The sequence below is a fragment of the Gordonia hongkongensis genome (assembly GCF_023078355.1).
GTDB classification, from domain to species: Bacteria; Actinomycetota; Actinomycetes; order Mycobacteriales; family Mycobacteriaceae; genus Gordonia; species Gordonia hongkongensis.
Window position 1 is genome coordinate 714,381 of record NZ_CP095552.1, and the last position, 24,228, is coordinate 738,608.

General features: G+C 69.2%; 22 protein-coding genes. 5 read left to right on the plus strand and 17 right to left on the minus strand.

Annotated elements, in window-relative coordinates; all coding sequences use genetic code 11:
- Window positions 1–129: 129 nt before the first annotated feature.
- The 4 genes from MVF96_RS03230 to moeA form a co-directional block, all read right to left on the minus strand.
- Window positions 130–2,424, minus strand: coding sequence for an AAA family ATPase (locus MVF96_RS03230; RefSeq protein ID WP_247451202.1), 2,295 nt, complete (start codon window positions 2,422–2,424; stop codon window positions 130–132).
- Window positions 2,421–3,467 carry a CDP-alcohol phosphatidyltransferase family protein gene (locus MVF96_RS03235; protein WP_223258885.1) on the minus strand — a complete coding sequence of 349 codons (1,047 nt, stop codon included), beginning with the start codon at window positions 3,465–3,467 and terminating at the stop codon, window positions 2,421–2,423. The genes MVF96_RS03230 and MVF96_RS03235 overlap by 4 nt, the downstream gene beginning before the upstream one ends.
- A 26-nt stretch (window positions 3,468–3,493) precedes the next feature.
- A complete protein-coding gene (locus MVF96_RS03240) occupies window positions 3,494–4,225 on the minus strand; it encodes a phosphatidylserine decarboxylase (protein ID WP_058251340.1) in 732 nt (243 codons plus the stop codon).
- Window positions 4,226–4,329: 104 nt separating this feature from the next.
- Window positions 4,330–5,571, minus strand: coding sequence for a molybdopterin molybdotransferase MoeA (gene moeA, locus MVF96_RS03245; protein WP_058251429.1), 1,242 nt, complete (start codon window positions 5,569–5,571; stop codon window positions 4,330–4,332).
- A gap of 99 nt (window positions 5,572–5,670) precedes the next feature.
- On the opposite strand from moeA, the gene MVF96_RS03250 reads away from it, so the two are divergent.
- Window positions 5,671–6,471: an HAD-IIA family hydrolase gene (locus MVF96_RS03250; RefSeq protein ID WP_058251339.1), complete on the plus strand. Its 801-nt coding sequence runs from the start codon at window positions 5,671–5,673 to the stop codon at window positions 6,469–6,471.
- A 236-nt stretch (window positions 6,472–6,707) separates the two neighbouring features.
- Here the strand turns inward: MVF96_RS03250 and MVF96_RS03255 are convergent, their stop codons facing one another.
- From MVF96_RS03255 to MVF96_RS03270, 4 genes are all read right to left on the minus strand, one after another.
- Window positions 6,708–7,166, minus strand: a complete 459-nt coding sequence (locus MVF96_RS03255) for an SRPBCC family protein (protein WP_058251338.1) — start codon at window positions 7,164–7,166, stop codon at window positions 6,708–6,710.
- A 101-nt stretch (window positions 7,167–7,267) separates the two neighbouring features.
- Window positions 7,268–7,753, minus strand: coding sequence for a DUF350 domain-containing protein (locus MVF96_RS03260; RefSeq protein WP_058251337.1), 486 nt, complete (start codon window positions 7,751–7,753; stop codon window positions 7,268–7,270).
- Window positions 7,754–7,895: 142 nt separating this feature from the next.
- A complete protein-coding gene (locus tag MVF96_RS03265; protein WP_058251336.1) occupies window positions 7,896–9,008 on the minus strand; it encodes an acyl-CoA dehydrogenase family protein in 1,113 nt (370 codons plus the stop codon).
- 41 nt (window positions 9,009–9,049) lie between these two features.
- Entirely contained in the window at window positions 9,050–10,243 is a 1,194-nt protein-coding gene (locus MVF96_RS03270; protein ID WP_058251335.1) for an acyl-CoA dehydrogenase family protein, read from the minus strand.
- Window positions 10,244–10,452: 209 nt separating this feature from the next.
- On the opposite strand from MVF96_RS03270, the gene MVF96_RS03275 reads away from it, so the two are divergent.
- Window positions 10,453–11,079 (plus strand): TetR/AcrR family transcriptional regulator, encoded by a 627-nt coding sequence (locus MVF96_RS03275; protein ID WP_058251334.1) that lies wholly within the window; start codon window positions 10,453–10,455, stop codon window positions 11,077–11,079.
- 1 nt (window position 11,080) lies between these two features.
- Here MVF96_RS03275 and MVF96_RS03280 read toward each other — a convergent pair whose 3' ends face one another.
- On the minus strand, window positions 11,081–12,334 hold the full coding sequence (locus MVF96_RS03280; protein WP_058251333.1) for an MFS transporter: 1,254 nt from the start codon (window positions 12,332–12,334) through the stop codon (window positions 11,081–11,083).
- 87 nt (window positions 12,335–12,421) lie between these two features.
- Here MVF96_RS03280 and MVF96_RS03285 point away from each other — a divergent pair, with 87 nt between their 5' ends.
- Window positions 12,422–13,033, plus strand: a complete 612-nt coding sequence (locus MVF96_RS03285) for a TetR/AcrR family transcriptional regulator (protein ID WP_247451204.1) — start codon at window positions 12,422–12,424, stop codon at window positions 13,031–13,033.
- A 23-nt stretch (window positions 13,034–13,056) separates the two neighbouring features.
- Window positions 13,057–14,469: an amidase gene (locus MVF96_RS03290; protein ID WP_247451206.1), complete on the plus strand. Its 1,413-nt coding sequence runs from the start codon at window positions 13,057–13,059 to the stop codon at window positions 14,467–14,469.
- A 157-nt stretch (window positions 14,470–14,626) separates the two neighbouring features.
- On the opposite strand, the gene MVF96_RS03295 is transcribed toward MVF96_RS03290, so the two are convergent.
- From MVF96_RS03295 to MVF96_RS03325, 7 genes are all read right to left on the minus strand, one after another.
- Complete coding sequence (locus MVF96_RS03295; protein ID WP_065630162.1) at window positions 14,627–16,252, minus strand: solute symporter family protein; 1,626 nt, start codon at window positions 16,250–16,252, stop codon at window positions 14,627–14,629.
- Between the two features lie 26 nt (window positions 16,253–16,278).
- On the minus strand, window positions 16,279–16,635 hold the full coding sequence (locus MVF96_RS03300; protein ID WP_247451207.1) for a DUF485 domain-containing protein: 357 nt from the start codon (window positions 16,633–16,635) through the stop codon (window positions 16,279–16,281).
- A gap of 173 nt (window positions 16,636–16,808) precedes the next feature.
- The gene (locus MVF96_RS03305) at window positions 16,809–18,572 is read right to left on the minus strand and encodes a sodium/solute symporter (RefSeq protein ID WP_247451209.1); all 1,764 of its coding nucleotides are present in this window, start codon (window positions 18,570–18,572) and stop codon (window positions 16,809–16,811) included.
- A complete protein-coding gene (locus tag MVF96_RS03310) occupies window positions 18,569–18,967 on the minus strand; it encodes a hypothetical protein (protein WP_247451212.1) in 399 nt (132 codons plus the stop codon). The genes MVF96_RS03305 and MVF96_RS03310 overlap by 4 nt, the downstream gene beginning before the upstream one ends.
- The gene (locus MVF96_RS03315; protein WP_247451214.1) at window positions 18,960–19,775 is read right to left on the minus strand and encodes a LytR/AlgR family response regulator transcription factor; all 816 of its coding nucleotides are present in this window, start codon (window positions 19,773–19,775) and stop codon (window positions 18,960–18,962) included. Before MVF96_RS03315 ends, MVF96_RS03310 begins: the two co-directional genes overlap by 8 nt.
- Before the next feature lie 79 nt (window positions 19,776–19,854).
- Window positions 19,855–21,045, minus strand: a complete 1,191-nt coding sequence (locus tag MVF96_RS03320) for a sensor histidine kinase (protein ID WP_078111723.1) — start codon at window positions 21,043–21,045, stop codon at window positions 19,855–19,857.
- Window positions 21,038–21,631 carry a TetR/AcrR family transcriptional regulator gene (locus MVF96_RS03325; protein WP_058251324.1) on the minus strand — a complete coding sequence of 198 codons (594 nt, stop codon included), beginning with the start codon at window positions 21,629–21,631 and terminating at the stop codon, window positions 21,038–21,040. The genes MVF96_RS03320 and MVF96_RS03325 overlap by 8 nt, the downstream gene beginning before the upstream one ends.
- 81 nt (window positions 21,632–21,712) lie before the next feature.
- Between MVF96_RS03325 and MVF96_RS03330 the strand changes: the two genes are divergently transcribed.
- Entirely contained in the window at window positions 21,713–22,453 is a 741-nt protein-coding gene (locus MVF96_RS03330; protein WP_247451216.1) for an SDR family NAD(P)-dependent oxidoreductase, read from the plus strand.
- A 199-nt stretch (window positions 22,454–22,652) separates the two neighbouring features.
- Here the strand turns inward: MVF96_RS03330 and MVF96_RS03335 are convergent, their stop codons facing one another.
- On the minus strand, window positions 22,653–24,182 hold the full coding sequence (locus MVF96_RS03335) for a polyamine aminopropyltransferase (protein ID WP_165630923.1): 1,530 nt from the start codon (window positions 24,180–24,182) through the stop codon (window positions 22,653–22,655).
- Between the last annotated feature and the right edge of the window lie 46 nt (window positions 24,183–24,228).

Here is a 24,228-nt window from a genome sequence, read left to right on the forward strand (position 1 = left end):
GCGCGGTGGCGCACCCGATTGGTTGATTGATGCAACTATAAGTCGTGATGGTTGCAACCAACAACTATCGGAGGTTATTCCGGGTGTGTTCCGGGACTCATTCAGACGCAGCGGGGAGCGCGGCGGTGCTCAGTCGAGCCGACGCTCGGCGTAAGCCTTGAGGTCGGCGACCTGCGCGGGATCGAGCGACGGCCGAACCCGCTTGCGGGCCTCCTCGACGTCGGCCACGGTCACCGCGGCGGCGTCGATGTCCCGGCGCATCGCCGACAGGGCGGCCTCGCGCAGCAGGGCCGAACAGTCGGCCGCCGAGTAGCCCTCAAGGTCGCCGGCCAACTCATCGAGGTCGACTCCGTCGAGCGGGACGTCGCGCCCGGTGGCGCGCAGGATGTCCCCGCGGGCGTCGGCGTCCGGCGGCGGCACGAAGACGAGCCGTTCCAGCCGCCCGGGCCGCAGCAGCGCCGGGTCGATGAGGTCGGGTCGGTTCGTCGCACCGAGCACCACGACGTCCTGGAGCGGTTCGACGCCGTCCAGTTCGGTCAGCAGCGCGGCGACCACCCGGTCGCCGACACCGGAGTCGGTGGACTGACCGCGGCGCGGTGCCAGCGCGTCGACCTCGTCGAGGAAGATCAGCGAGGGCGCCGACTCGCGGGCACGGGCGAACAGATCCCGCACTGCCTTCTCCGACGACCCGACCCACTTGTCCATCAGCTCGGCGCCCTTGACCGTGTGCACCGACAACTGACCCGACGCCGCGAGCGCGCGGACGACGAAGGTCTTGCCGCAGCCCGGCGGGCCGAACAGAAGCACTCCACGCGGCGGGTCGACGCCGAGCCGGGCGAAGGTGTCGGGGTGCTGCAGCGGCCACAGGACCGCTTCGGTCAGAGCCTGTTTCGTCTCGACCATGTCGCCGACGTCGGCGAGGGTGATCGAGCCAAGCGCGACTTCGGGGGAATCCGAGCGGGACACCGGCCGGATGACGTCGAGGGCGCCGACGAGATCCTCGGTGCGCAGCGACGGCGCGGACTTCTCGGCACTCGCGCGCGTCGCGGCGCGCAGCGCGGCCTCGCGGGCCAGCGCGGCGAGATCCCCGGCGACGAAACCGGGGGTGCGCGAGGCGACCGACGTGAGGTCGAGGTCGCCGTCGGTCGGGACGTTCGACAGGATCGCCGAGAGCAACCGCGCCCGGGTCGCGGCGTCGGGGAGGCCGATGACCAGTTCCCGGTCGCAGAGCGACGGGTCGCGCAACCGGGCGTCGAGGCGTACCGGTTCGGCGGTGGTCGCGATGAGTGCGATGCGGCCGTCGGCGATGCCGGAACGCAGTTCGTCGAGGATCAGTGCGGCGACGGGCTCGGGTTCGGCGGGTAACAGCGCGTCGACGTCGGTGATCAGCAGGACCCCGGCGGCCGCCCGGGTGCGGGCCACCGCGTCGGCGACCGTCCGCAGGCGGGTGTTGGCCTCCGTCGCGCCGACCGTCGGGCCGTCGATGGTCACCAGCGTGCGCGACGCGCACACCGAACGGACGAAGGTCGCCTTGCCGCCGCCGGCCGGGCCGGTGACCAGGACGCCGAGACGCGGTGTCGCACCGAGGGTGCGCAGCACCTCCGGCTCGTCGAGGGTGATGGTGAGCCACTCGGTGAGCTTGGTGATCTGGGAGTCGACGCCGACCAGCTCCGACACCGGCCGGACCGGGATCTCGGGCTCCCGGGCGGGCTCGCGGACCGGGCTGGGCGCGGCGGCCGGCCGCGGGCGGGAGTCGGACTCCGACACCATGCCGAGGGCGCCGGGGATCCGGGGTGAACCGGGACCGGTCCGATCGCCCAGCGGTGCCACCTCGCCCGCGGTGGTCGACCACAGCACGGCGGTGTTGGTCTGCACGCTGACCGGCGCCGACACCCGGCCACCCGCCGGCGGGCCGGGCTCGGTTGCCGTGACGGTGAGCAACTCGGTGGTCCAGGTGATCCCGACCGACCTGGCCAGCGCACGCGTGGCCTCGGTGGCGGCGAGCTCGGGACCGAGGTCGCGGGGGAGGAGCGACACGGCGTCACCGACGGACAGGACCTTGCCTAGCAGTGCGCGCCGCAGCGTCGATTCGGTGATCGACTGGGTGGCCAGCGCCGAACCGCTCACCACCACCCGGCTCGCGCCCTGCACCTCGACCGGCGCGAGGACGACCGCCGAGTTCTCCCGGACACCGGCGTTGGAGAACGCGATCTCGTCGAGGAGAGCGACACCCGTAGGCGCTGAGGCTTCGGTCGCGGCCACCACGGCCGCCGTGACCCGTGCGCCGGTGATGGACACCGCGTCCCATTCACGCAGCGACAATGCGGTCAGCACCTCGGGATGCACCCGAATGATGCCGCGTCGCGCCTCGGCCGCTGATGGGTTGTGACGCGCGGTCAGCGTGAGGGAGGCGGGCGTGGTCATTCGGGCTCGCTTTCGGTCGTCTCGCCGGTCGTGCGTGCCGCGGGGACGCCTTGGCCGGTGGGGCGGTTCAGGCCCAGGCGTCCCAGCGAGTTGATGACAGGCCTGCGACGACGGCCACCAGGTGACGTGGCCCGCAGCGCCCGGCGCTGTGCACGACGCTCGGCCGGTTTGTCGTCCCAGTGCTCGGGCCGGGAGGCGACCCAGCGGCGCGCGCGCCACGCGTACGGGATGTGCAGGACGTATCCGGCGATGGCGATCATCATCAGCACGTACGGGAAGGTCACCAACAGTGCCGCGGCCGCGGCGACCAGCACCAGCAGGCCGGTCACCGCGCGAGCCGGGATCGATGCGGTCTTCAGCGAGGACGTCGGGACGCGACTTACGGCCAGGAAGGCGACGAAGATCAGCCACCCGCCGACGGCCGGCAGCGACGTCCACCACCCGTCGCCGAACTGTTGTTCCAGCCCGATGGGCAGGAGCGCGCAGATCGCCGCGGCGGGCGCGGGGACACCGACGAAGAAATCCTTGGTGTACGCGGGTGCCTCGTCGTCGTCGAGCAGGGTGTTGAACCTCGCGAGGCGCAGGACGATGGCGCAGCAGTAGATCAGCGCGAGCACCCAGCCGAGGTCATGCCCGTCGATGAAATAGAAGTAGATGATCATCGCCGGGACCACACCGAAGTTGATCGCGTCGGCCAGCGAGTCGATCTCGGCGCCGATCCGGCTCGTGGCTCCCATCAGGCGTGCGACCCGACCGTCGATGCCGTCGAGGAACGCGGCCGCGACCAGGAGAGCCATCGCGGTGTCGACGTCGCCGTTGATCGCTGACCGCATGGCCGTCAGGCCCGCGCAGATCGCGAGGATCGTCAGCGACGACGGGATGACGATGCGGCTGGCCTGTGCCTGGCGCCGCAGACGCCGGCGCTCCGGCTCCCGCGGAACCGGATGTGTCTGTGCGTGCCGGCTGGCCGAGCGCGCGGTCGGGTTGCGCGCGGTGCGCGAGCCGGGGCGTCGCCGGCCGGGGTTCGTGCCGGGTGAGGTCATGTCGGTCGGGTTCACCGGGCCGGAGTTCACTGATCCAGGTACGCGAACGGGGTCTCGCCGCCGACCGCGCGCTGGCCGACCGAGACGCGGGGCCGGGTGCCGGCCGGGAAGTAGACGTCGACGCGCGATCCGAATCGGATGAGCCCGTAGGTCTCGCCGATCGTCAGCGAGTCCCCGACCGACGGCTCGCACACGATCCGACGGGCGACGAGACCGGCGATCTGCACGACCGCCAGCTCAGGGCCGGGCGTGCCGCCTGCGGCGGTGGTGCGGATGGTCATCGTGGTGCGCTCGTTGTCGCGGCTGGCCTCGGGGAGGTCGGCGGAGACGAACGCGCCGGGCGTGTGGGTCACAGTGGTCACCGTGCCCGCGATCGGCACGCGCTGCACGTGGACGTCGAAGATCGACAGGAAGGTCGAGACCCGGGGCAGCGGCTGTGTGCCCAGGCCGGACTCGGCGGGCGGGACAGCCTCGTCGACCAGGGCGATGGTCCCGTCCGCGGGGGCGACCACCACGCCGGGTTCGGTCGGGGTGACCCGCTTCGGATGCCGGAAGAAGGCTGCGCACGCGGCGGCGGTCAGCGTGGCCGGTCGGGCGATCCAGCGGTGTCGACGCCCGAGGAGCGCGACGGCTGCAGGCGCGGCGACGAACGGCACACCCGCCGGATGGATCGGAGGGATGGTCTCTCGGGCCAGATCGAGAAAATGGGCGACACGGCCGGTGTCACCGGAGCCGTCCGGACGCGGACGTCGGGCCACGATCAACCTCCTCTGGCCTGTGTCCAGGCCGGATAAATGGTGCGCACCGCATCGCCGGGTGCATCGGCGTCCACTCTAGAGCGCCGCGCCCGGAGACCTCGTCGTCAGCGCAGGACCAGCACGTCCACCAGGGTGCCCGCCTCGACCGCCTCGACGTCGGCGGGGACGTCGATGAGCGCGTCGGCCTCGGCGAGGTAGCGCAGGTGATGGGACGCCGGCGGGCCGATCGGGTCCACCCCGACCACCCCGTCGCGAGGCCCGGCGTCGAGCACGCCCCGCAGGAACTGTCGTTTGCCGCGGGGTGAGCGGATGTCGGCACCGAGACGAGCTCGGATTCGTTCCCGGTCGGCGGGCAGTGCCATCGCGGCCCGCAGCGCGGGCCGGATGAAGACCTCGAAGGACACGAGTGCACTGACGGGATTTCCCGGCAGCGTGATGATCGGCACGCGCCGGCCGCGGGAGGAGGGGAAGTGGCCGCACCCCTGGGGCATGCCCGGCTGCATCGCAACCTTCACGAACTCGACGGTCCCGGTCGCCGACAGTGCGTCCTTGACCACCTCGAAGGCGCCGGCGCTGACACCGCCCGAGGTGATGATCAGATCGGCGTCGTCGGCGACCTCGTCGAGCCGCGCGGCGAAGTCCGCGGTGTTGTCGGGCACGAAGTGCAGGTGACGGCCGGCCGCGCCGGCCTCGATGACCGCGGCGGTCAGCATCGCGCCGTTCGACTCGTAGATCTGCCCGTGGCGCAACGGTTTTCCGGGTTCGACGAGTTCAGAACCGGTGGACAGCACGACGACCCGCAGCCGCCGGGCGACGGTGATCTCGGCGAGGCCCAGTGCGGCGAGCAGGCCGATCTGCGGTGCGCCGATCACCGTGCCGGCCGGCAGCGCCCGGGTGCCGGCCTCGATGTCGGAGCCGCCGCGCCGGATGTGCCTGCCGCGCTCGGGTGCTGCGGTGAACGTGACGGTCGGCGCCGCGGCCACCGGGCCCACCACGGCGTCGGTCAGTTCGACCGGGACGACCGCGTCGGCGCCCGCGGGCATCGGGGCGCCGGTCATGATGCGGTGCGCGGTGCCCGGCTCGAGAGTGAGGTCGTCGGTACGGCCGGCGGGGATGTCCGCGGCGACCGGCAGGGTGACCGGCTCGTCGGCGCTCGCGTCCGCGAGATCGTCTGCGCGGACCGCGAATCCGTCCATCGCGGAGTTGTCGAAGCCGGGCAGCGACAGCGGGGCGTCCACGTCGGTGAACGTGGCGAAGCCGAGCGATTCCGGCACGGCGACCTCCGACGGTTCGGCGGGGCCGAACAACGCCGCGACGATGCGCTGATGCTCTACGACGGTACGCATCCGCTCAGCATGCCAGGTGTCGACGGAGACCATGGCGTCGTCCCGGCAGGTGACCGGGCCGTCCTGCGACGCCGCTGGGCGAGGACTACATTCGTGCGCATGGCGCTGGGTCTGCTGTTCGACATCGACGGGGTGATGGTCACCTCGTGGCAGGCGCTGCCCGGCGCGGTCGAGGCGATCGCCGATCTCGCCGACCAGGGCATCCCGCGGATGTTCTTGACCAACACGACGTCCCGCTCGCGTGGCGAGATCGCCGAGGCGCTCAACGAATGCGGTTTCGAGGTGAAGCCGGACGAGATCCTGTCGGCCGCCAAGCTGACCGCCGAACACGTCGCCGCCACCTATCCGGGCAAGCGCGTGTGGGTGCTCAACCAGGGCCCGATCGCCGAGGACATGACCGGCGTGGAGTTGACCGACGACCCGGCGTCGGCCGAGGTGGTGGTACTCGGCGGTGCCGGTTCGGTCTTCACGCACGCCACGCTGTCCAAGGTCCTGGAGATGATGCTCGACGGGATTCCGGTGATCGCGATGCACCGGTCCATGACCTGGTCGACGGCGGACGGCTTGAGCATCGACACCGGGGTGTACCTCGAGGGTCTCGAAAAGGCTTCGGGCGCAAAGATCAAGGCGATCGGCAAGCCCTCGCCGGTCGGTTTCCGGGCGGCCACCGAGGTCCTCGGTCTGGAGCCGACCCAGGTGGTGATGGTCGGCGACGACATGCACAATGACGTTCTCGGTGCCCAGGCGGCGGCGCTGATCGGCGTGCTGGTCCGCACCGGCAAGTTCCGCGAGGAGGCGCTGCATGCGCTGCAGCGTGACGAGTTCGGGCCCTACCCCGACCACATCATCGACTCGGTCGCCGATCTCCCCGAGCTCATCGGCAAGCTCGGCGGAGCCTGATCCCCGCGCCTGGATCGGAAAGAAGCACCACCCTCTGCTCCCTGAGAGCGCCCGGAGCTTGCGGAGGGCGCGTCACGAAGGGTCCTTCGACCGGGCTGCGAGACCCTTCGTGACGGCCTCCGCAAGCTCCGGCCTCCTCAGGGAGCAGGGGGCGAGCGTCTCCCCGCTCCCTGAGGAGCGAGCTTGCGAGCGTCTCCCCGCTCCCTGAGGAGCGAGCTTGCGAGCGTCTCGAAGGGTCAGTTGGACTCGGCGGCGCGCTTGATCTTGCCCAGCGTCTCGGCCATCCCGAGCTTGAGCTCCTCTTCGAACGACTCGGCGCCGCCGAAGAGCTTGTCGACGAGTACCGACGACACCTTGGTGGTCGACCCGTTGACCTCGCGCCGCTCGGTGACCGTGACCCCGGCGTCCTTCGGGGTGATGGTGTAGCTCCAGATGGTGTGGTTCTCCGCGACCCGGAAGCCGAGTTCCTGGTTCGGGGTGAACCGGACGACCTTGGAGGTGGTCGGCCACACCAGCGGGCCCCGGCGGTTGATGTTGATGGTCTTGGTCCCCAACCCGACGGTGCCGCCGCGGATGATCATCTTCTTGCACTGGGGGCTCCACTCGCCCATGCGCTTCAGATCGGAGATCACCGACCACACCTGTTCGGGCGTGGCGTCGATGTCGATGGATTCCTCGATGAGTGCTGCGGTCATGGTCGCTCACCCTATGTGCTTGTTGGCCGAGGGTCAATAAGCATGTTCGGGTGCCCGAGTCAACCCCGGAAAACGCGTGGACCAGCGATGTCGCGCCGAACTCAGACCAGCAGGGTGATCCCGATGACGGCACCGATGGCCAGGAAGACGGCGGCGGTGATCCACCCGGCGGGGTGTTCGTCGGCGGCCCGGCGGCCGGTGGTCACGGCGTCGTCGGGGGTCTCGTCACTGCGCGGCGCGCCGTCGAAGAGCAGCGTGCCGAGCTTCCCGGGTGTGAGCCAGTCGATCAGCACGAACGACCACATCATCACCGCGATCGCCAAGACCGTGTACGCGACGGTGTAGAGCAGCGCGCGCCACAGTTCCAGGAGTTCGGTGTCGATGACCGAACAGACCAGCACGATCGCGAGGCCGATGACCATCGATGTGGTCAGCAGCACCGCGTTGCGGTTGTGCTCGATCCACACCAGCTGCCGCAGCCGGCCCGGTGTCACCAGGTCGAGGGCGGCGAAGCCGAGGACGAGCACGGCGATCCCCACCAGGCTGAACGATGCCCCCGCGGCCAGGTTGTCCCGCAGCAGTTCCATCCGGCTCCCTCTCGCCTCGCATCGACATCAGCGGGCTGCCGCCCGACTGCAACACCTCGAGCGGGCTGCCGCCCGAAAGGACTTCAGCGAAGGCCTGCGCGCGAGAACGCGCAGGGCCTTCGCTGAAGGACAGTAGCCGGTATCAGCCGACGCTGAGCATGTCGTAGGTGTCGATGTTCTCCGCCAGGCGGGTCACATGGTCCGACGCGTCGCCCAGGGTGTGGCTGATCGCCGTCAGACGGCTCACGTAATGGGCGATCGGGTACTCGGCGGTCATACCGATACCGCCGTGCATCTGGATCGCTTCCTGACCGATCAGGCGCGCCGAGCGGCAGATCTGCAGCTTGGCCCGCGACGCGATGATGGGATCGGCGATCCCATCCGCCAGCGCCGACGTCGCGTAGAGGCTCAGGCTGCGAGCGAGTTCGAGCTGGACGTACATGTCGGCGGCACGGTGGGTCAGTGCCTGGAAGGCCGACAGCGTGACGCCGAACTGCTTGCGCGACTTGAGGTATTCGACGGTCAGGTCCAGGCTCCGCTCCATCGCGCCGACGGCCTCGGCGCACAGTGCGGTCTGGATGCCGACCTCGGCGTCGGCGATGGTCTGCGACGCGTCGCCGGTGCCCAGTCGCGTCGCCTTGACGTCGCTGAACTCGATCTGCGCGCCGCGACGGCGGTCGTGCGTCCGGTACGGCGTCCGGGTGATGCCCTGGGCATCGGCGTCGACGAGGTAGAGGCCGACGCCGTTGTCGTCGCGCGCCGACACGATCAGCTTCGCAGCGCAATCGCCATGTCCGACAAGGCTCTTGGTGCCTTTGAGGACGCCGTCGGCCGACGCGGTGGTCTCCACCCGCGCCTCCGGCCAGCGGTCGCCCGGCTCGGTGTGGGCGAAGGCCATCAGCAGTTCGCCCGACGCCAGCGCGGTCCGCAGCTCGGCGCGGGTCGCGTCGTCGGCGAGGCCGAGGAGCGAGCCGGGGACGAGGACCGAGTCGAGGTAGGGCTCAGGTGCCAGTGCGCGGCCGAGTTCGGTCATGACACTGGTGAATTCGACGGGGCCGGCGTCCATGCCGCCCTCGTCCTCCGGGAAGGTGAGGCCGAGGATGCCGATCTCGGCCAGCGACTTCCACACCTTCTCGCTCCAGCCGAGATCGGTGTCGGTGACCTTGCGCAGCGTCTCGACGTCGTAGGTCTTGGTGAGGACCTCGCGAACGGTGTCGCGCAGCATCCCCTGCTCTTCGGAAAGCTCGAAATCCATGGTGTTCCTTAGTGAAAGGTCGAAAGGTGCGGGGTCGGCGCTCAGAGGCCGAGGACAGCCTTGTCGATGATCTGGCGCTGGACCTCCGACGACCCGCCGTAGATCGTGACCTTGCGGTAGTTGAGGTAGGTCGGGGCGGCGAGCTGGGCCCATTCGGGGGCGCTCACCTCGGCGCTGCCATTCGGAGCCGAGGCGTCGAGCTGGGCGACCGGGAGCGAGTCGGGGCCCGCGATGTCGGCGAGGAGTTCCATGGCGGCCTGCTGCAACTGGCTGCCGGTCAGCTTGAGCAGCGACGATGCCGGGTTCGGCTTGCCGTCGGCCGACGAGGCGGCGACGCGCAGCTGGGTGAGCTCGAGGGCGAGCAGTTCGTTCTCGACCTCGGCCAGGCGGGCGGCGAACAGCGGATCGTCGAGGAGGGTGCCCTTGGCGGTCCGGGTCTGCTTGGCGAGTTCCTTGGCGCGGGCGAGCTTGGCCTTGGTGTAACCGACGCGGGCGATGCCGTTGCGCTCGTTGCCGAGCAGGAACTTCGCCTGGGTCCAGCCGCTGTTCTCCTCGCCGACCATGTTCTCGGCGGGCACGCGGACGTCGTTGAAGAAGACCTCGTTGACCTCGTAGCTGCCGTCGATGAGCTGGATCGGGCGGATCTCGACGCCCGGCGTGTCCATCGGGAACAGGAACATGCTGATGCCGGCCTGCTTCTTGACATCGGGGTTGGTACGCGCGAGGCAGAAGATCCAGTCGGCGAACTGTCCGAGTGTGGTCCAGGTCTTCTGTCCGTTGATCACGTAGTCGTCGCCGTCGCGGACCGCGCGGGTCTTCAGCGAGGCGAGGTCGGAGCCGGCCTCTGGCTCGGAGAAGCCCTGGCACCACCAGATGTCGAGGTTGGCGGTCTTGGCCAGGAAGCGTTCCTTCATCTCGTCGGAACCGAACTGGGCGATGACCGGGCCGATCATGCCGACGTTGAACGGCAGCATGTCGGGGACGAACGCGAGGCTCATCTCCTCGCGGTAGATGTGATGCTGGATCGGGGTCCAGTCCTTGCCGCCGTGCTCCACCGGCCAGCTGGGGGTGGCCACACCGTGCTCGTTGAGGATGCGCGTCGTGGTGACGAGGTCCTCGGGGTACTGGAGCTTGCCCTCTTCGCACCGCTTGCGGACGTCTTCGGGGACCTTGGCGAAGATGCTGCGCAACTCCTCGCGGAAGGCCTCTTCTTCAGGACTGAATTTCAGCTGCATGGGTTCTTCTCTACTCCTGTCGAGGGTGTCCGTACCCCGGGCGGTGTGGTCGAACTGGGGACCTCTGCCGTGTGCACCCAAGCTGGGGAAACCCAACCGAGCCACGAATGACTAAGCGCTTGCTTAGTGATAGGTTGCACTATGCCGCGCGGGCTGGATGCTGTCAATCACGGGCTCGTCGCGATGACCAGTCCGACCGTTCCGAGAAGGTGACCGTGGGCCCGTCTGCCGATCCGACGCCCGAAGTCCGGCCCGTGGCCGCCCGGGCCCGGCTCCTGCGCGCCGCCGTCGAGGCGTTCGCCGCCAAGGGGTTCAACGGGACGACCACGAGAGACATCGCCAACGGCGCGCAGATGAGTTCGGCGGCGGTCTACGTGCACTTCCGCTCCAAGGAGGAGCTGCTGTTCGAGATCTCCGACGCCGGGCATCGCGCGATTCTCGCGGCGATCGACGACGCCGACGATCCGTCGGCGTCCCCCGGCGACCGGCTGCGGGCGATCTTCCACGCCTTCACCGAGCACCACGCGCGCGAGCACGTGGGGGGTCGGGTGGTGAACTACGAACTCAACGCCCTCGCGCCCGACCATCTGGACACGGTGATGGCCATGCGTCGCGAGATCACCAGACGGGTGCGCGAGATCATCGAAGCCGGGATCGCATGCGGGGACTTCGATGTCGCTGACTCGCTCGCCACCACCAACGCGATGCTGTCCATGGGGATCGATGTCGCGCGCTGGTATCGCGACGGGGGGTCACTCTCGCCCGAGGAGATGGGGGGCTTCTACGCGGAGCTGGCCACGCGGATGGTGGGATGGCGACCGCCCGTCGGCGGGTGACTCAGCCCCTGCATGCCGGTTCCGGTTGCGACGGAGAGACTTCGACTGCGTTCCGGGCTGCGGATGCTGCCCGGCGGCGCACTGTCACCGCGAATACCGCCGCAATCATCACCATCGCGAGAACGTAACCGACGTAGCCGATGATGGTGTCGCGCAAACCGATGTGCGAGACGACGATCCCGGCGATCACGGCCGGGACGCTGAATGCGAGGTAGCTCGCCACGAACACCGACGAGAAGACCTGACCGCGCATCGCGGGAGGTGTCGCGGCGGTGATGTTGTCCATCGCGGAGAGGAAGGTGGCGGCCCAGCCCGAGCCGGCCACGATCGAACCGACGATGTAGAAGGGCAGGGATTCGATGAGGACCCCGGCCAGTGAGATCACCACGCCGGCGGCGAGTGCGGGAAATCCGTACGCAGCCTTGATCGTCGACGAGCGATCGGTGATGAACAGGGACGTGACGGCCGCGCAGGCGAAGAAGACGAACAGGATCGCGCCCGCCGCGCCGTGGTTGCCCACACCGAACACACGGGAGACCACCGACGACCCGAGCGAGAGATACAGGCCGCCGAGCGACCAGGTGGCGACGAGCGCGGGAACTGACGCCAGGAACACCGTGCGGACCTCGCGAGGCACGCGCACCTGCGGCGCGAGCGTGCCGGCCAGGTGCCGTCGAGAATCGAAGCCGATTCGCTCGCGGGTCTCCGGGACGACGAGAAGTGCGATCAGCAGTGCGGCGAACAGGCCGAGGATGATCTCGTAGATCAGCACGCGGGGTGCGGGTGCGTACTCGACGAGCACCCCGGCCACGGCGACGCCGCTCGCCAGGCCGACCGCCGGGGCTGCGCCGACGATCGTCGATCCGGCACGGGCCGAGGGCTGCAGATCGACCGTCGTCGCGGTCAAGGTGCCCATCGCCGCGCCGGTGGCCAGGCCTTGCAGGGCGCGCGCGGCGAGTAGGGTGCCGACGTCCTCGGCTACGACGAACAGCACCATGCTCGCGATGAGCAGGACGAGCGCGACGGCGAGGACAGGCCGCCGGCCGACATGATCGGACAGAGACCCGACCGTCAGGAGGCTCACCAGCATGGTCACCACGTACACCGCGAACACGAGCGTCAGTGTGAGCGCGGAGAATCCCCACAGTTCCTGATACACGGGGTACAGCGGCGACGGTGCCGCGGACGCGAACAGGACCATCATGTACGTCGCCGCGATCAGCCAGAACGCGCGATGTGGGTGCAGTGGCGCCACGAGGTCTCCTTAAAGCAAACAGGTTTGCATTCAGAAACTAGCCCGGACTGCGTTCCAAAAGCAATCAGCTTTGCAATAATGGCTTCCATGACGGCCCGCACCCCCGACAGCCCGATTTCTGGTGCTCCCGCCTCGCCGACCCGTCGTCCAGGTGGTCGTAGCGCGCGCGTGCAATCGGCGGTCTACACGGCAGTCGGTCAGCTCGTCGGGGCCGGACGCCGCGAGACGATGACGATCCCCGAGGTCGCCGAACTCGCCGGGGTGAATCCGACCAGCATCTATCGACGCTGGGGAACGATCGACGCGCTTCTCGGGGAGGTCGCCGTTGCGGCGTTGACGCAGGGCGAACCCCTGCCCGACACCGGCACTCTCGCCGAGGACCTGTCCGAGTGGGCGCAGATCATCGCCGCCGACATCGCACGCCCGAAGCGCCGCGCCTACCTTCGGGCCATGGTCGCCGCGCGCGAGGACATCGTCGAGGTCTGCCCCTGCTGGGAGATCCGGCGTGGGCACGCCGAACAGATGATCGCGCGGGCGCGGGACCGCGGCGAACCCACGCCGTCGGTCCGACAGGTGCTCGACCACGTGATCGCCCCGCTGTATCACCATGCGGTCTTCGGACTCGAGCTCGACGCCGATCATGCCGCCGGCCTGGTCGATGACGTCTTGTCGATGATCGGAGCTGCGCCGAGAAGGTAGGCCGAGACGATAGGGTCCCGGGAATGAAACACGTTCACGCGTTCACCGACGACGCACTCGGCGAGCACGACGCGGTCGGCGTCGCCCAGGCCATCGCATCCGGAGAGATCTCCGCTTCCGAGGCGGTCGAGGCCGCGATCGCGCGGATCGATGCCGTCAACCCGCACCTCAACGCCATCGCCTTCGACGATCGCGAGCGTGCGCGCAAACGCGCGGTCGACAACGACTTCCCGCTGGGATCGTTCATCGGGGTGCCGTCGATCATCAAGAACAACACCGACCTCGCGGGGCTGCCGACCTGTCACGGTTCGGCTGCGGTGCCCCAACGACCGGCGAAGGCCAACGAGGCGTTCACCAATCAGTTCCTGGCGAGCGGCGTCAATGTGGTCGGCGCGTCGACGATGCCGGCCTTCGGGCTGACCTCGACGACGGAGTTCGTCGACCGCGAGCCGACCCGCAACCCGTGGGACACCGACTACTCGTCGGGCGGCTCGTCCGGTGGTTCCGCGGCGCTCGTCGCGGCCGGTGCACTGCCGATCGCCCACGCCAACGACGGTGGCGGATCGATTCGCATCCCCGCCGCCATCTGTGGGCTGGTCGGACTGAAGCCGAGTCGCGGGCGCGTCGAGGCGTCGAAAGAGACACGGGACGCGCCGATTGACCTCGTGTCGAACGGGATCGTCAGCCGATCGGTGCGCGACACCGCCCGATTCCTCGCCGACACACAGGGTTTCCGGCCCGCGCCCGGGATGCCGCCGGTCGGGCTGGTCGAGGGGCCGGGGACCAAACGGCTCAAGATCGCGCTGATCACCGAGCCGCTGACCGGCTCGCTGCTCGACCGGGACACACAACGGTGTGTCACCGAGGCCGCCGAGCTGGTCGAGTCCCTCGGACATCGCACCGAGATGGTGCCGTTGCCGGTCGATCGCGACTACGTCCGGGACTTCATCGACTACTGGTCACTGCTGGCCCTGGCGCTGGACCGATTCGGAAAACGGGTGGTCGACAAGGGCTTCGACCGTTCCCAGGTGGACTCGTTCACCCGTGGGCTCTCGCGTAGCGCGCTCCGGCACTTCTACCGGCTGCCCGGGGCGGTCCGCGGGCTGCGGAGGTCCACGGCGGCGATCCGCGGACTGCATGACACCTTCGACGTGGTCCTCAACCCGACCGTCGTCCACGCGACCCCGGAGATCGGGTACCTCGATCCCGCACTCGACTTCGACGAGGCGATGGGCCGGCTGACCCGGTTCATCGCCTTCACCCCGGCCAACAACACCGCGGGCACCCCGGCGATCAGTCTGCCGCTGGGACAGACGGAATCGGGCATGCCCGTCGGCATCCACTTCGCTGCCGACCTCGGCCAGGAACGCACCCTCCTCGAGTTGGCCTTCGAACTCGAGGCGGCTCGACCGTTCGCGCGGATTCAGGATGCCTGAGATACGTAATTCGTTCCCGCGGTGCCGTTTCCGTTCCGCTTATTGGATCCTATAAGCACGACGGAAACTGCGCCGCGGGGAGGAATCCCACACCGACGACAGACGCACCACCGAAGATCGGTGGTGCGTCTGTCGTTGCGGGTCGAGCGCGAGTTGGCTAGTGCTGCACGGCCTTCTCGGCGCCGATGCCGGTGAGGGAGCGAACCTCCATCTCGGCGTTGCGTTCCGGGGTGCCGTTGTCCGACGGGCTGGTCAGCGTGCCGACGATGCCGAGGACGAAGGCCAGCGGGATCGAGATGATGCCCGGGTTGGCCAGCGGGAACCAGGCGAAGTCGGCGCCGGAGATCATGGCGGTCGACGACCCGGAGACGGCGGGGGAGAAGACGATCAGGACGATCGTGGAGATCAGGCCGCCGTACATGCTCCACAGGGCGCCGCGGGTGTTGAACCGCTTCCAGTAGAGCGAGTAGACGATCGTCGGCAGGTTCGCGGCCGCGGCGATCGCGAAGGCCAGCGCCACCAGGAAGGCGATGTTCTGGCCGTTGGCGAGGATGCCGAGGACGATGCTGACGATGCCGAGGACCACGACGGTGTATCGCGAGACGCGGACCTGGTCGTCCTCACTTGCCTTGTTGCGCTTGATCACCGAGGCGTAGATGTCGTGGGCGAACGACGCCGACGCGGTGATGGCGAGGCCGGCGACCACGGCGAGGATCGTCGCGAAGGCGACCGCCGAGATGATGCCCAGCAGGACCACGCCACCGAGTTCGAACGCGAGCAACGGTGCGGCCGAGTTCTGTCCGCCGGCGGCGTCGAGGATCTTGTCCGGTCCGACCAGGGCGGCCGCTCCGTAACCGAGAACCAGGGTGAACAGGTAGAAGGCGCCGATGAGGGCGATGGCCCAGACCACCGACTTGCGAGCCTCTTTCGCGGTCGGCACGGTGTAGAACCGCATCAGCACGTGCGGGAGGCCCGCGGTGCCGAGGACGAGCGCGATGGCGAGCGAGATGAAGTTGATCTGGCTCGTCAGGGACCCGCCATACTGGGCACCGGGAGCGAGAACGTCACGCGCGGCGACCTTTTCGCTGGTCGAGTCGGTCACCGCGTCCTGTGCCGCACCGAGGATCGACGACAGGTTCATGCCGAACTTGGCCAGCACGATGACGGTCATGATGCCGGCACCCGCGATGAGCAGGACGGCCTTGATGATCTGCACCCAGGTGGTGCCCTTCATGCCGCCGATGAGCACGTAGACGATCATCAGCGCACCGACGACGGCGATGACGATGGACTGGCCGAGGCGCCCCTCGATGTCGAGGAGCAACGCGACCAGGCCGCCGGCGCCGGCCATCTGGGCGAGCAGGTAGAACAGCGACACCGCGAGGGTGGAGATCGCCGCGGCCAGACGCACCGGGCGTTGCTTGAGGCGGAAGCTGAGGACGTCCGCCATCGTGAACTTGCCGGTGTTGCGCAGCAGTTCCGCCACGAGCAGCAGCGCGACCAGCCACGCGACGAGGAACCCGATGGAGTAGAGGAAGCCGTCGTAGCCGTAGACCGCGATGGCGCCCGCGATACCGAGGAAGCTGGCCGCCGACAGGTAGTCGCCGGCGATGGCGACGCCGTTCTGCGGTCCGGAGAAGCCGCGGCCGCCGGTGAAGAAGTCGGCGGCGGTGTTGTTGTTCTTGCTGGCCTTGATGACCACGAACATCGTGACCGCGACGAACGCGGCGAAGATGGCGATGTTGGCGGCCGGGCTGCCGACGGTCGCCGCCAGGACGGTCACGTCGGTGGTGGGTACGGCAGTGGTGTTCACAGTGCGGGCCCGCCTTCCATCTCGTTGCGGATCGCCTCGGCCTTCGGATCGAGATTGCGATTGGCGAAGCGTACGTACATGCCGGTGATGACGAAGGTGCTGACGAACTGCAACAGACCGAGCATCAGGCCGAGGTTGATGTTGCCCCAGACCTGGGTCGCCATGAAGTCATGGGCGAAGGCGCCGAGCAGCACGTAGAGGGCGTACCAGATCAGGAAGAACGCGGTCAGCGGGAAGACGAACTTCCGCAGCGTCCGCCGCAGCTCCTGGAACTCCGGACTGGCCTGCATCTCGATGAACTCTTCGCCGGTCGGCGCGTGTGGCGCCGGTGGTGGTTGGTCGACGGTCGACACGTTTCCTCCCAGGGTGACGTGGCCACATGTGTGATGGCTCTACGGAACTCAGCCTGAATGAGGTGCAGATCACAGACAATCGGGTGGCCTGGGTCACACGCTGAAACCCGCCGTCCGTGCGCCGGACGGTCGGTGAGATCCGACGAACGGCGAACGGTCACCTGTCCGAACGGTCAGGTCGTCCGCTCGTCCGGGGCCCGTCCCGGGGTGCGATCGAGCCCCATCCCGACGCGCTCCGGGACGTGCATCCGGGCAAAGGTCCGTGCGAGGTCGACGGGTACCCGTCCCCGGGTTGCCTTGCTGACCAGCACCATCGTGCCGAACGCGAGTGGGACCGTCACGGCGGCCGGGTAGCCGATCACGACCGCAAGCCACCCGCCCAGCACGTCGTCGTCGACGACCCCGGCGATCGCCAGCATCGTCGCCGACCCCGACGACGCGCCGCCGACGACGAGTCCGGCGATCGCGCCGACGGCCGTGAGTCCGCGCCACCAGATCCCGAGGACCAGCAGCGGGCACAGCGTCGACGCGGCGACGGCGAACACCAACCCGACGGTCCGGGACAGCTCCAGGGACGCGGCGGCCAGCGACAAACCGATCGGGATCAGTCCGCCGATGACCGCGGCCACCCGGAAGTCGCGCACCCGGCCGCGCAGCAGGTCGGTGGCGAGCGCCCCGGCGACCGACACCAGCAGCCCCGACGACGTGGCGAGGAAGGCGGCGATCGCCCCGGCGGCGACGAGCGCGGCCAGGATCTGACCGGCGATCCCGCCGACCGCCGCGCTCGGCAGCAACAGGACCGCGGCGTCGGCGGTGCCGGTGATCAGCAGTTCGGGGACGTAGAGCCGTGCGAACATCCCCAGCAGGATGGGGAAGAGGTAGAACAACGAGAGCAGTGCGATGACCGCCAGCGCGGTTCGCCGCGCCGATCGCCCGTCAGGGTTGGTGTAGAAGCGCACCAGCACGTGGGGCAGACCCATCACGCCGAGGAACGTCGCGATGATGAGCGACAGCACCTGGTACAGCGGGTGACTGCCGCCGAAGCCCCCACCGGGCGCGATCCAGTCCGCGTTTTGTGCCGGCGCGCCCGCGACGACCGGGGTGGCCGCACCGGCGTCGAGGAAGATCGTCGAGCCCGCGGAGATGACGTGGGGTCCGGTGGTGTCCACCGGCGCGTCGTCGACGACGACCCCGTCGAGCGTCCCGGTGACCCGTACGCCGGTGGTCTCGGCGACGGTGACCGAGACGTCGGTGGTCACGTCGACGGTCGTCGCGGTGGTGATGCGCGGCGGCGCGGGTTCGCCGACGGGAGTGGGGTCCTGGGCGAAGACGCCGATCAGGACGAGCGCGGGGACCGCGATCGCGGTCAGCTTGAGCCAGTACTGGAAGGCCTGCACGAAGGTGATCGATCGCATGCCGCCGCCCACCACGTTCACGATCACGATCAGTCCGACGCCGACCACGCCGGCCCACACCGGTGCGCCGAGAAGGATGTTGAGGGTGAGTCCCGCGCCCTGGAACTGCGGGATGAGGTACAGCACGCAGACGACGACCACGACGAGCATCGCGGTCTTCCGTGCCGCCGGCGAGGCGAGGCGGAACTCGGCGAAGTCGGGCACCGTGTAGGCCCCGGAACGACGCAGGGGCGCGGCGACGAACAGCAACAGGCCCAGGTAGCCGGCGGTGAACCCGACGGGGTACCAGAGTGCGTCGGCGCCGTACTTCGCGATGAGGCCCGCCACGCCGAGAAACGATGCTGCCGAGAGGTATTCACCGGACACCGCGGCGGCGTTCCAGCGTGAGCCGACGCTCCGCGACGCCACCAGGAAGTCCGACGTGGTCCGTGAGAAACGGCCGCCCCACGCGCCGACCGCGATTGTGGCGATGGCGGCGGCGAACAGGCCGATCGCGGTGAGGGCGTGGACGTCGGTCGTCACGGCGGGCCCGGTTCGGGTGCGTCGGACAGATCGTCATCCACGAGGCCCATGAAGTCGCGTTCGGCCTGCTCGGCGAGGTGGACGTAGAGCCGTCCGGTCAGATACAGGAGTGGGAAGGCGAGTACTCCCAGCATCAGCCAGATGAGTCGAATCCCGAAGACGCCGGCGTCGGCGATGCCCGGAAACACCCAGGCGGCAACGGGTATGGCGGCGGCAACGGCGAGCAGGGCGCCCCCGAGCCGCAGGCCGAGACCGAGTTGGGCGCGCATGAGGCCGCGGACGAGCGCGTCGCCGACCTCGGTCTGTTCCTGGACCTCGACGCGGGTGCGGACCATTCGCGCCCCGCGGCGGGAGGCGAGCACCACCCGTTCGCGCTGGGGCGGGTGCTCAGCCATCGTCCCGTGCGGTGGGGGAACGATACTGACGCAGCGGGTCCCGGATGAGGCGGTCCTTGAGTTCGCGGACCTGTCGGCGGCTCACGGGCAGCTCGACGGCCTCGGATGCGCCGTTCGCGCGGACACACACCACCGTGCCGCCGCCGACCGTCCGCAATCCGGTGACCATCGGCAGCGCGACGAGGTAGGACCGGTGCACCCGAGCGAATCCGGTGTCCTGCCAGCGGGATTCGAGCGTCGACAACGGGATGCGGACGAGATGTGCGCCCGAGTCGGCGTGCAGTCGGGCGTAGTCGCCGACGGCCTCGACCCAGGAGATCGAATCGCGCCGGACGAGCGAGGTCACGCCGCTCATCTCCACCGGGATGACCTCGTCCGGCGCGGCGCGGCGCTCCGGACGAACGGTCGGTTGCGCGGGCTCGGGTGCACGCTCCCGACTGTCGAGGCTCGCGCGGACCCGGTCGACCGCCTGGGTGAGACGTTGTTCGCGTAGGGGTTTGAGCAGGTAGTCGACGGCTCCGACCTCGAAGGCGTCGACGGCCCGGTCGTCGTGGGCCGTGACGAACACGATCGCCGGGGGCGAGGCGTATTTCGCGAGGACGCCGGCGAGTTCGAGTCCCGACAGGCCGGGCATGTTGATGTCGAGGAAGATCGCGTCGATGCGGTGCTCGTTGAGTTCGCGGAGGGCGCCGGTGGCGTCGGACGCGGAGCGGACCTCGGCGACGTCGTCCTGCCGGTTCAACAGGTAGCCGAGCTCGTCGAGAGCGGGTGGTTCGTCGTCGACCGCGAGTACCACCAGTGCGGTCATGGAACACCTCCCGCCTCGACGACAGCCCGCAGTTTACCGCCCTGGAGTTCGGGCACCGCCGGAACTCGGGCGTTGCGTTTCATGCCCGGATGCCCGCACGGAACTTCGGGACACGCATCCCCACCTTGGTGCCGGCGCCGACAGCCGTCTCGACGACGAGGCCGTAGTCGTTGCCGAACGCGGCGCGGAGCCGGTGGTCGACGTTGGTCAGGCCCACGTGGGCACCCTCGCTGTGGTCGAGGGCGTCGAGAGCGCCGCTGCGCAGGAGCTCCGGTTCCATGCCCACGCCGTCGTCCTCGACCGTGATGACACAGTCGGTGCCCTCGTCGGCCGCGACGATGGTGATCGTGCCGCCGCCCTTTGACGCGAGACCGTGCCGGACGGCGTTCTCGACGAGCGGCTGCAAGGCGAGGAACGGCACGACGACGTTCAGGACCTCCGGTGCGACATGCAGTTTGACGTCCAGGGCATTGCCGAAGCGGGCTCGTTCGAGGGTGAGGTAGCGGTCGATGTTCCGCAGCTCGTCGGCAAGCACGGTGTATTCGCCGGCGGCCCGGAAGGAGTATCGGGTGAAGTCGGCGAAGTCGAGGACGAGATCGCGCGCCCGGTCGGGGTCGGTCCGCACGAACGAGGCGATGGTGTTGAGCGCGTTGTAGATGAAGTGCGGACTGATCTGCGCGCGCAGGGCGAGGACCTCGGCGCGGTTGAGCCGTGCGCGAGAGGCGTCGAGGTCGGCGAGTTCGATCTGGCTCGACGCGTACCGCGCGACTTCGGCGATGGCGCCGAGCATCCCGGGTCCGGGGCGTCGCGTGGTGGCGACCACGAGGACCCCGACTCCGACGTCGTCGGCGAGGAGCGGCTGGGCCACCAGCGCGCGCACGGGCGACTCGGCGCCGCTGGGGTCGGTGAGCAGGACGCGCCGGAGGTCACCCAGCGCGGACGACGCCGCACGGTCGGCGTGACCGAGCATCTCGACGTCCCAGATGGCCTCGCCGTCCGGCTCGTGGGCCAGGCGGCTCGGTTCGCCGTCGTACAGTGCGACCGCTTCGGCGCCGGTCAGGGTGTGCAGGTGCGGCAGTGCTTCGCGAGCCGACTCCGCCGACAGTCCGGTGCGCAGTGAGCGGGCGGCGAGCGAAGCGGTGTGCAGGGCCAGATGAACTGCCCGCTCGGCCGGGGTCCGCACGACGCGACGGGTGCGGATCAGCGCGACTGCGCCGACGCACGCGAGCACGCCGAGGAGAACGAGAGCGATGGTCACGCCGCTAGACATCGATGCCCCGATCGGCGTCCGTGGTGTGCGGCAACGACGACACGGCGAGGTCGATGAGGGTGTGCCGGTCGGCGTGCCACTTGTCGGGCGGCAGATGGCCGTGGGTGTCGAGGTCGGTGAGGCCGTGGGCCGCCGCGAAGAGCAGCGCTGCGTGGTGTCGCGCGGCATCGGCACCGACGATGCGACTCACGAGGGACACCAGGCCGTCCTGAGCGCGTGCCGCTGCGGGGATCGCCGGCGCGCCTGCCGGGGTTGCGAACATGAGCCGGTACAGGTGTGGCCGGTGCACGCCGAGGTCGGACAGCGCGTGCAGGGCCGATCGGACGGCATCCTCGGGCGACGGTTTCGGGTCGGCGGCGATGGCGTCGAGACCGTCCGCGACGACCGCCCATGCGTCGGTGGCGAGGGCCGCCAGCAACTCCTCTTTCCCGATGAAGTGGCGGTAGGCGGCCGAGCGGGAAACCCCGGCGCCACTGCCGACTTCGCGTAGGGTCACCGCCTCCGGCCCGCCGTGGTCGAGAAGTGCCGACGCCGCGGCCAGTAGTGCCTGCCTGGTGTGTGCCGCGCTCTCCGCTCTCGTGGTCATCACCCGACCCTACAGTTGACATCGTCAACCGAATGGCGTCTTCTTGTGTTGACAACGTCAACTCAAACGGCGGGAGCCGCTATGACTCGACCACTCACCCCGAATCCGGACTGGACGCTGGTCATGACGGGAGCCACCCGCGGGCTCGGTCTGGTCGCCGCCCGGTCCATCGTGTCGACGGACCGGTCATGTCATCTCGTGGTACTCGCTCGCGGCGGCGGACCCGCGGGATTCGTCGACGGCTTCGGCGAGGGCGCCGGGCGCGTCATCGCCGTCGACACCGATCTCGCCGACACCGCCGGGACGATGAGGGCGGCGGCGGAGATCCGGCAGATGCTCGACGACGCGACGTTGCCGCCGCTGCGCGGGCTGGCGGGCAACGCGGGCATCCAGTACCTCGACGACGAGCACGTCACCGCCGACGGACTGGAGGCGACCTTCGCGGTCAACGTACTCGCGAACCACCTGCTGATCGGTGAGCTCGTCCGACATCTGACCCGTGGCTCCCGGATCACCATCACGGTGAGCGACACGCACTTCGGCGATCTCCGGCACAACCTCGGGATGGTACCCGCGCCGCGGTGGACGAGCCCGGCACGCATGTCCCGCCCGGGTGCGTTCGGGCGTTCGAGTCCGGCCGCCGGCCGCACCGCGTACTCGACCAGCAAACTGGCGGCCATCCATCTCGTCCACGAGTGGGCACGCCGGCTCCCCGACGGCGTCGAGATCGTCTCGTACCGGGTTACGTGCCCGGTACGGACCTGGCCCGGGCGGCGAGCGCACCGCAGCGTCTCGCGAACAGATGGGTCCTGCCGGGTCTGACCCTGGTCGGCCCGTTCGATCGGGTGCCGACGGCCGGTCGACGCCTCGCCGAAACGATTCTCGTTGTACCGCAGGCGGACACCGGTGCCTACATCGATCGCGGACGGGTGTCGGAGTCATCCGCGGACAGTCGTGACCCCGATCGTGAGCGCGACCTGTGGGATCACCTGGAGTATCTGCGCGTGGAGACGTTCCGGCGTCAGTAGGTCGCCCACTCGCCCTGTGCGTACCGGAGAATACGCGGGTCCATGAGGGTCGACGGCGGCAGATCCAGTCGCTGCCGATCCAGTGGGAAAACCGTTGCTGCTGCCAACTGTTCAGGACTGAGGAACCGGAGGGGTCCGGGTGCCGCCACGGTCGGGGTCACCCTGCCCCCGGCGCCGGCCAGGTGGAATCCCCAGTCGCCGAAGGCCGGTACGTCGACGTGGTACGGGGTCGGGTCCAGTCCGGCCGCGCGCATGGTCGAGGCCACGCACCAGAACGACTTCGGCGCGAAGTACGGGGACCCGGCCTGGACCACGGTGCGGCCCGCCTCGGCGAGATGCGCCCGGACCATCGCGTAGAACTCGGTGGAGTACAGCTTCGCGGTGGCCGAGTCGTCGGGGTCGGGCATGTCGACGATGATGACGTCGAACCGGCGGTCGGTGCCGCGCAGCCAGGAGAAGGCGTCGGCGGCGATCACCTCGGCTCGGGGGTCGGTCATCGATCCCCGGTTCAAGGTGGTGAGACGCTCGTCGGTCCGGGCGAGTCGGATCATCTCCGGGTCGAGTTCGACGAGCGTGACGTCGCGGGCGTCGGGGTAGGTGAGCACCTCGCGGAGCGCGAGTCCGTCACCGCCGCCGAGGATCAGCACGGAGTCGTGGTTCCCGGACATCGCCGGATGCACCAGCGTCTCGTGGTAGCGATGCTCGTCGACCGAGGAGAACTGCAGGTCGCCGTTCAGGTACAGGCGGGTGTCGGCCGTTGCGCCGAAACGGTTCTCGGTGATGACGATGTCCTGGTACGCACTACGTTCGGCGGCGACGATGGGATCGCGGTACAGCGCTTGGCGTGCGGTGATCTCGAAGCGGCCGGACAGCAGCATGCCGGCGATCAGGACGGCGACGACGGCGATGGCCGACGCGGAGAGGACACCCATCTGGGTGCGCGACAACGACTTGCGGAAGATGACGAAGACGAGGAAGCAGCCGGCCGCGGCGTTGACCAGCCCGACCACCAGAGCACCCCGCAATTGGCCGAAGAACGGCAGCAACAGGAACGGGAAGCACAGGCCGCCGATGAGGGCGCCGATGTAGTCGACCGCGAACATGTCGGCGACCGCCGAACCCGCCTCCTGGCGTCGAATCCGTTGCAGCAGAACCATCAGCAGCGGGATCTCGGCACCGATCAGGATGCCGAGCACGAAGGCCACCAGGACGAGGGCGGGCGTGTACAACTCCAGGTAGGCGAACGCCGCGTAGAGCGCCATCACCGACAGTCCGCCGATGAGGGCGAGCAGCAGTTCGATGACCGCGAAGGCCGTGACCGATTGTGGCTGGAGCGGTTTCGCGGCGAGTGACCCGATGCCCATCGCGAAGACCATGACCGCGAGGACGATCGACGCCTGCGTCGCGGTGTTGCCGATCAGGAACGAGCCGAGCGAGACCAGCGCGAGCTCGTACACCAACCCGCAGGCGGCGCAGACGAAGACGACGGCCAGCAGTCCGGCGCGGGCGAATCGCGGTCGCATCGCCAGCGCGTCCGGAACGGGTTCGGTCGTCACCGGTTCGGCGTCG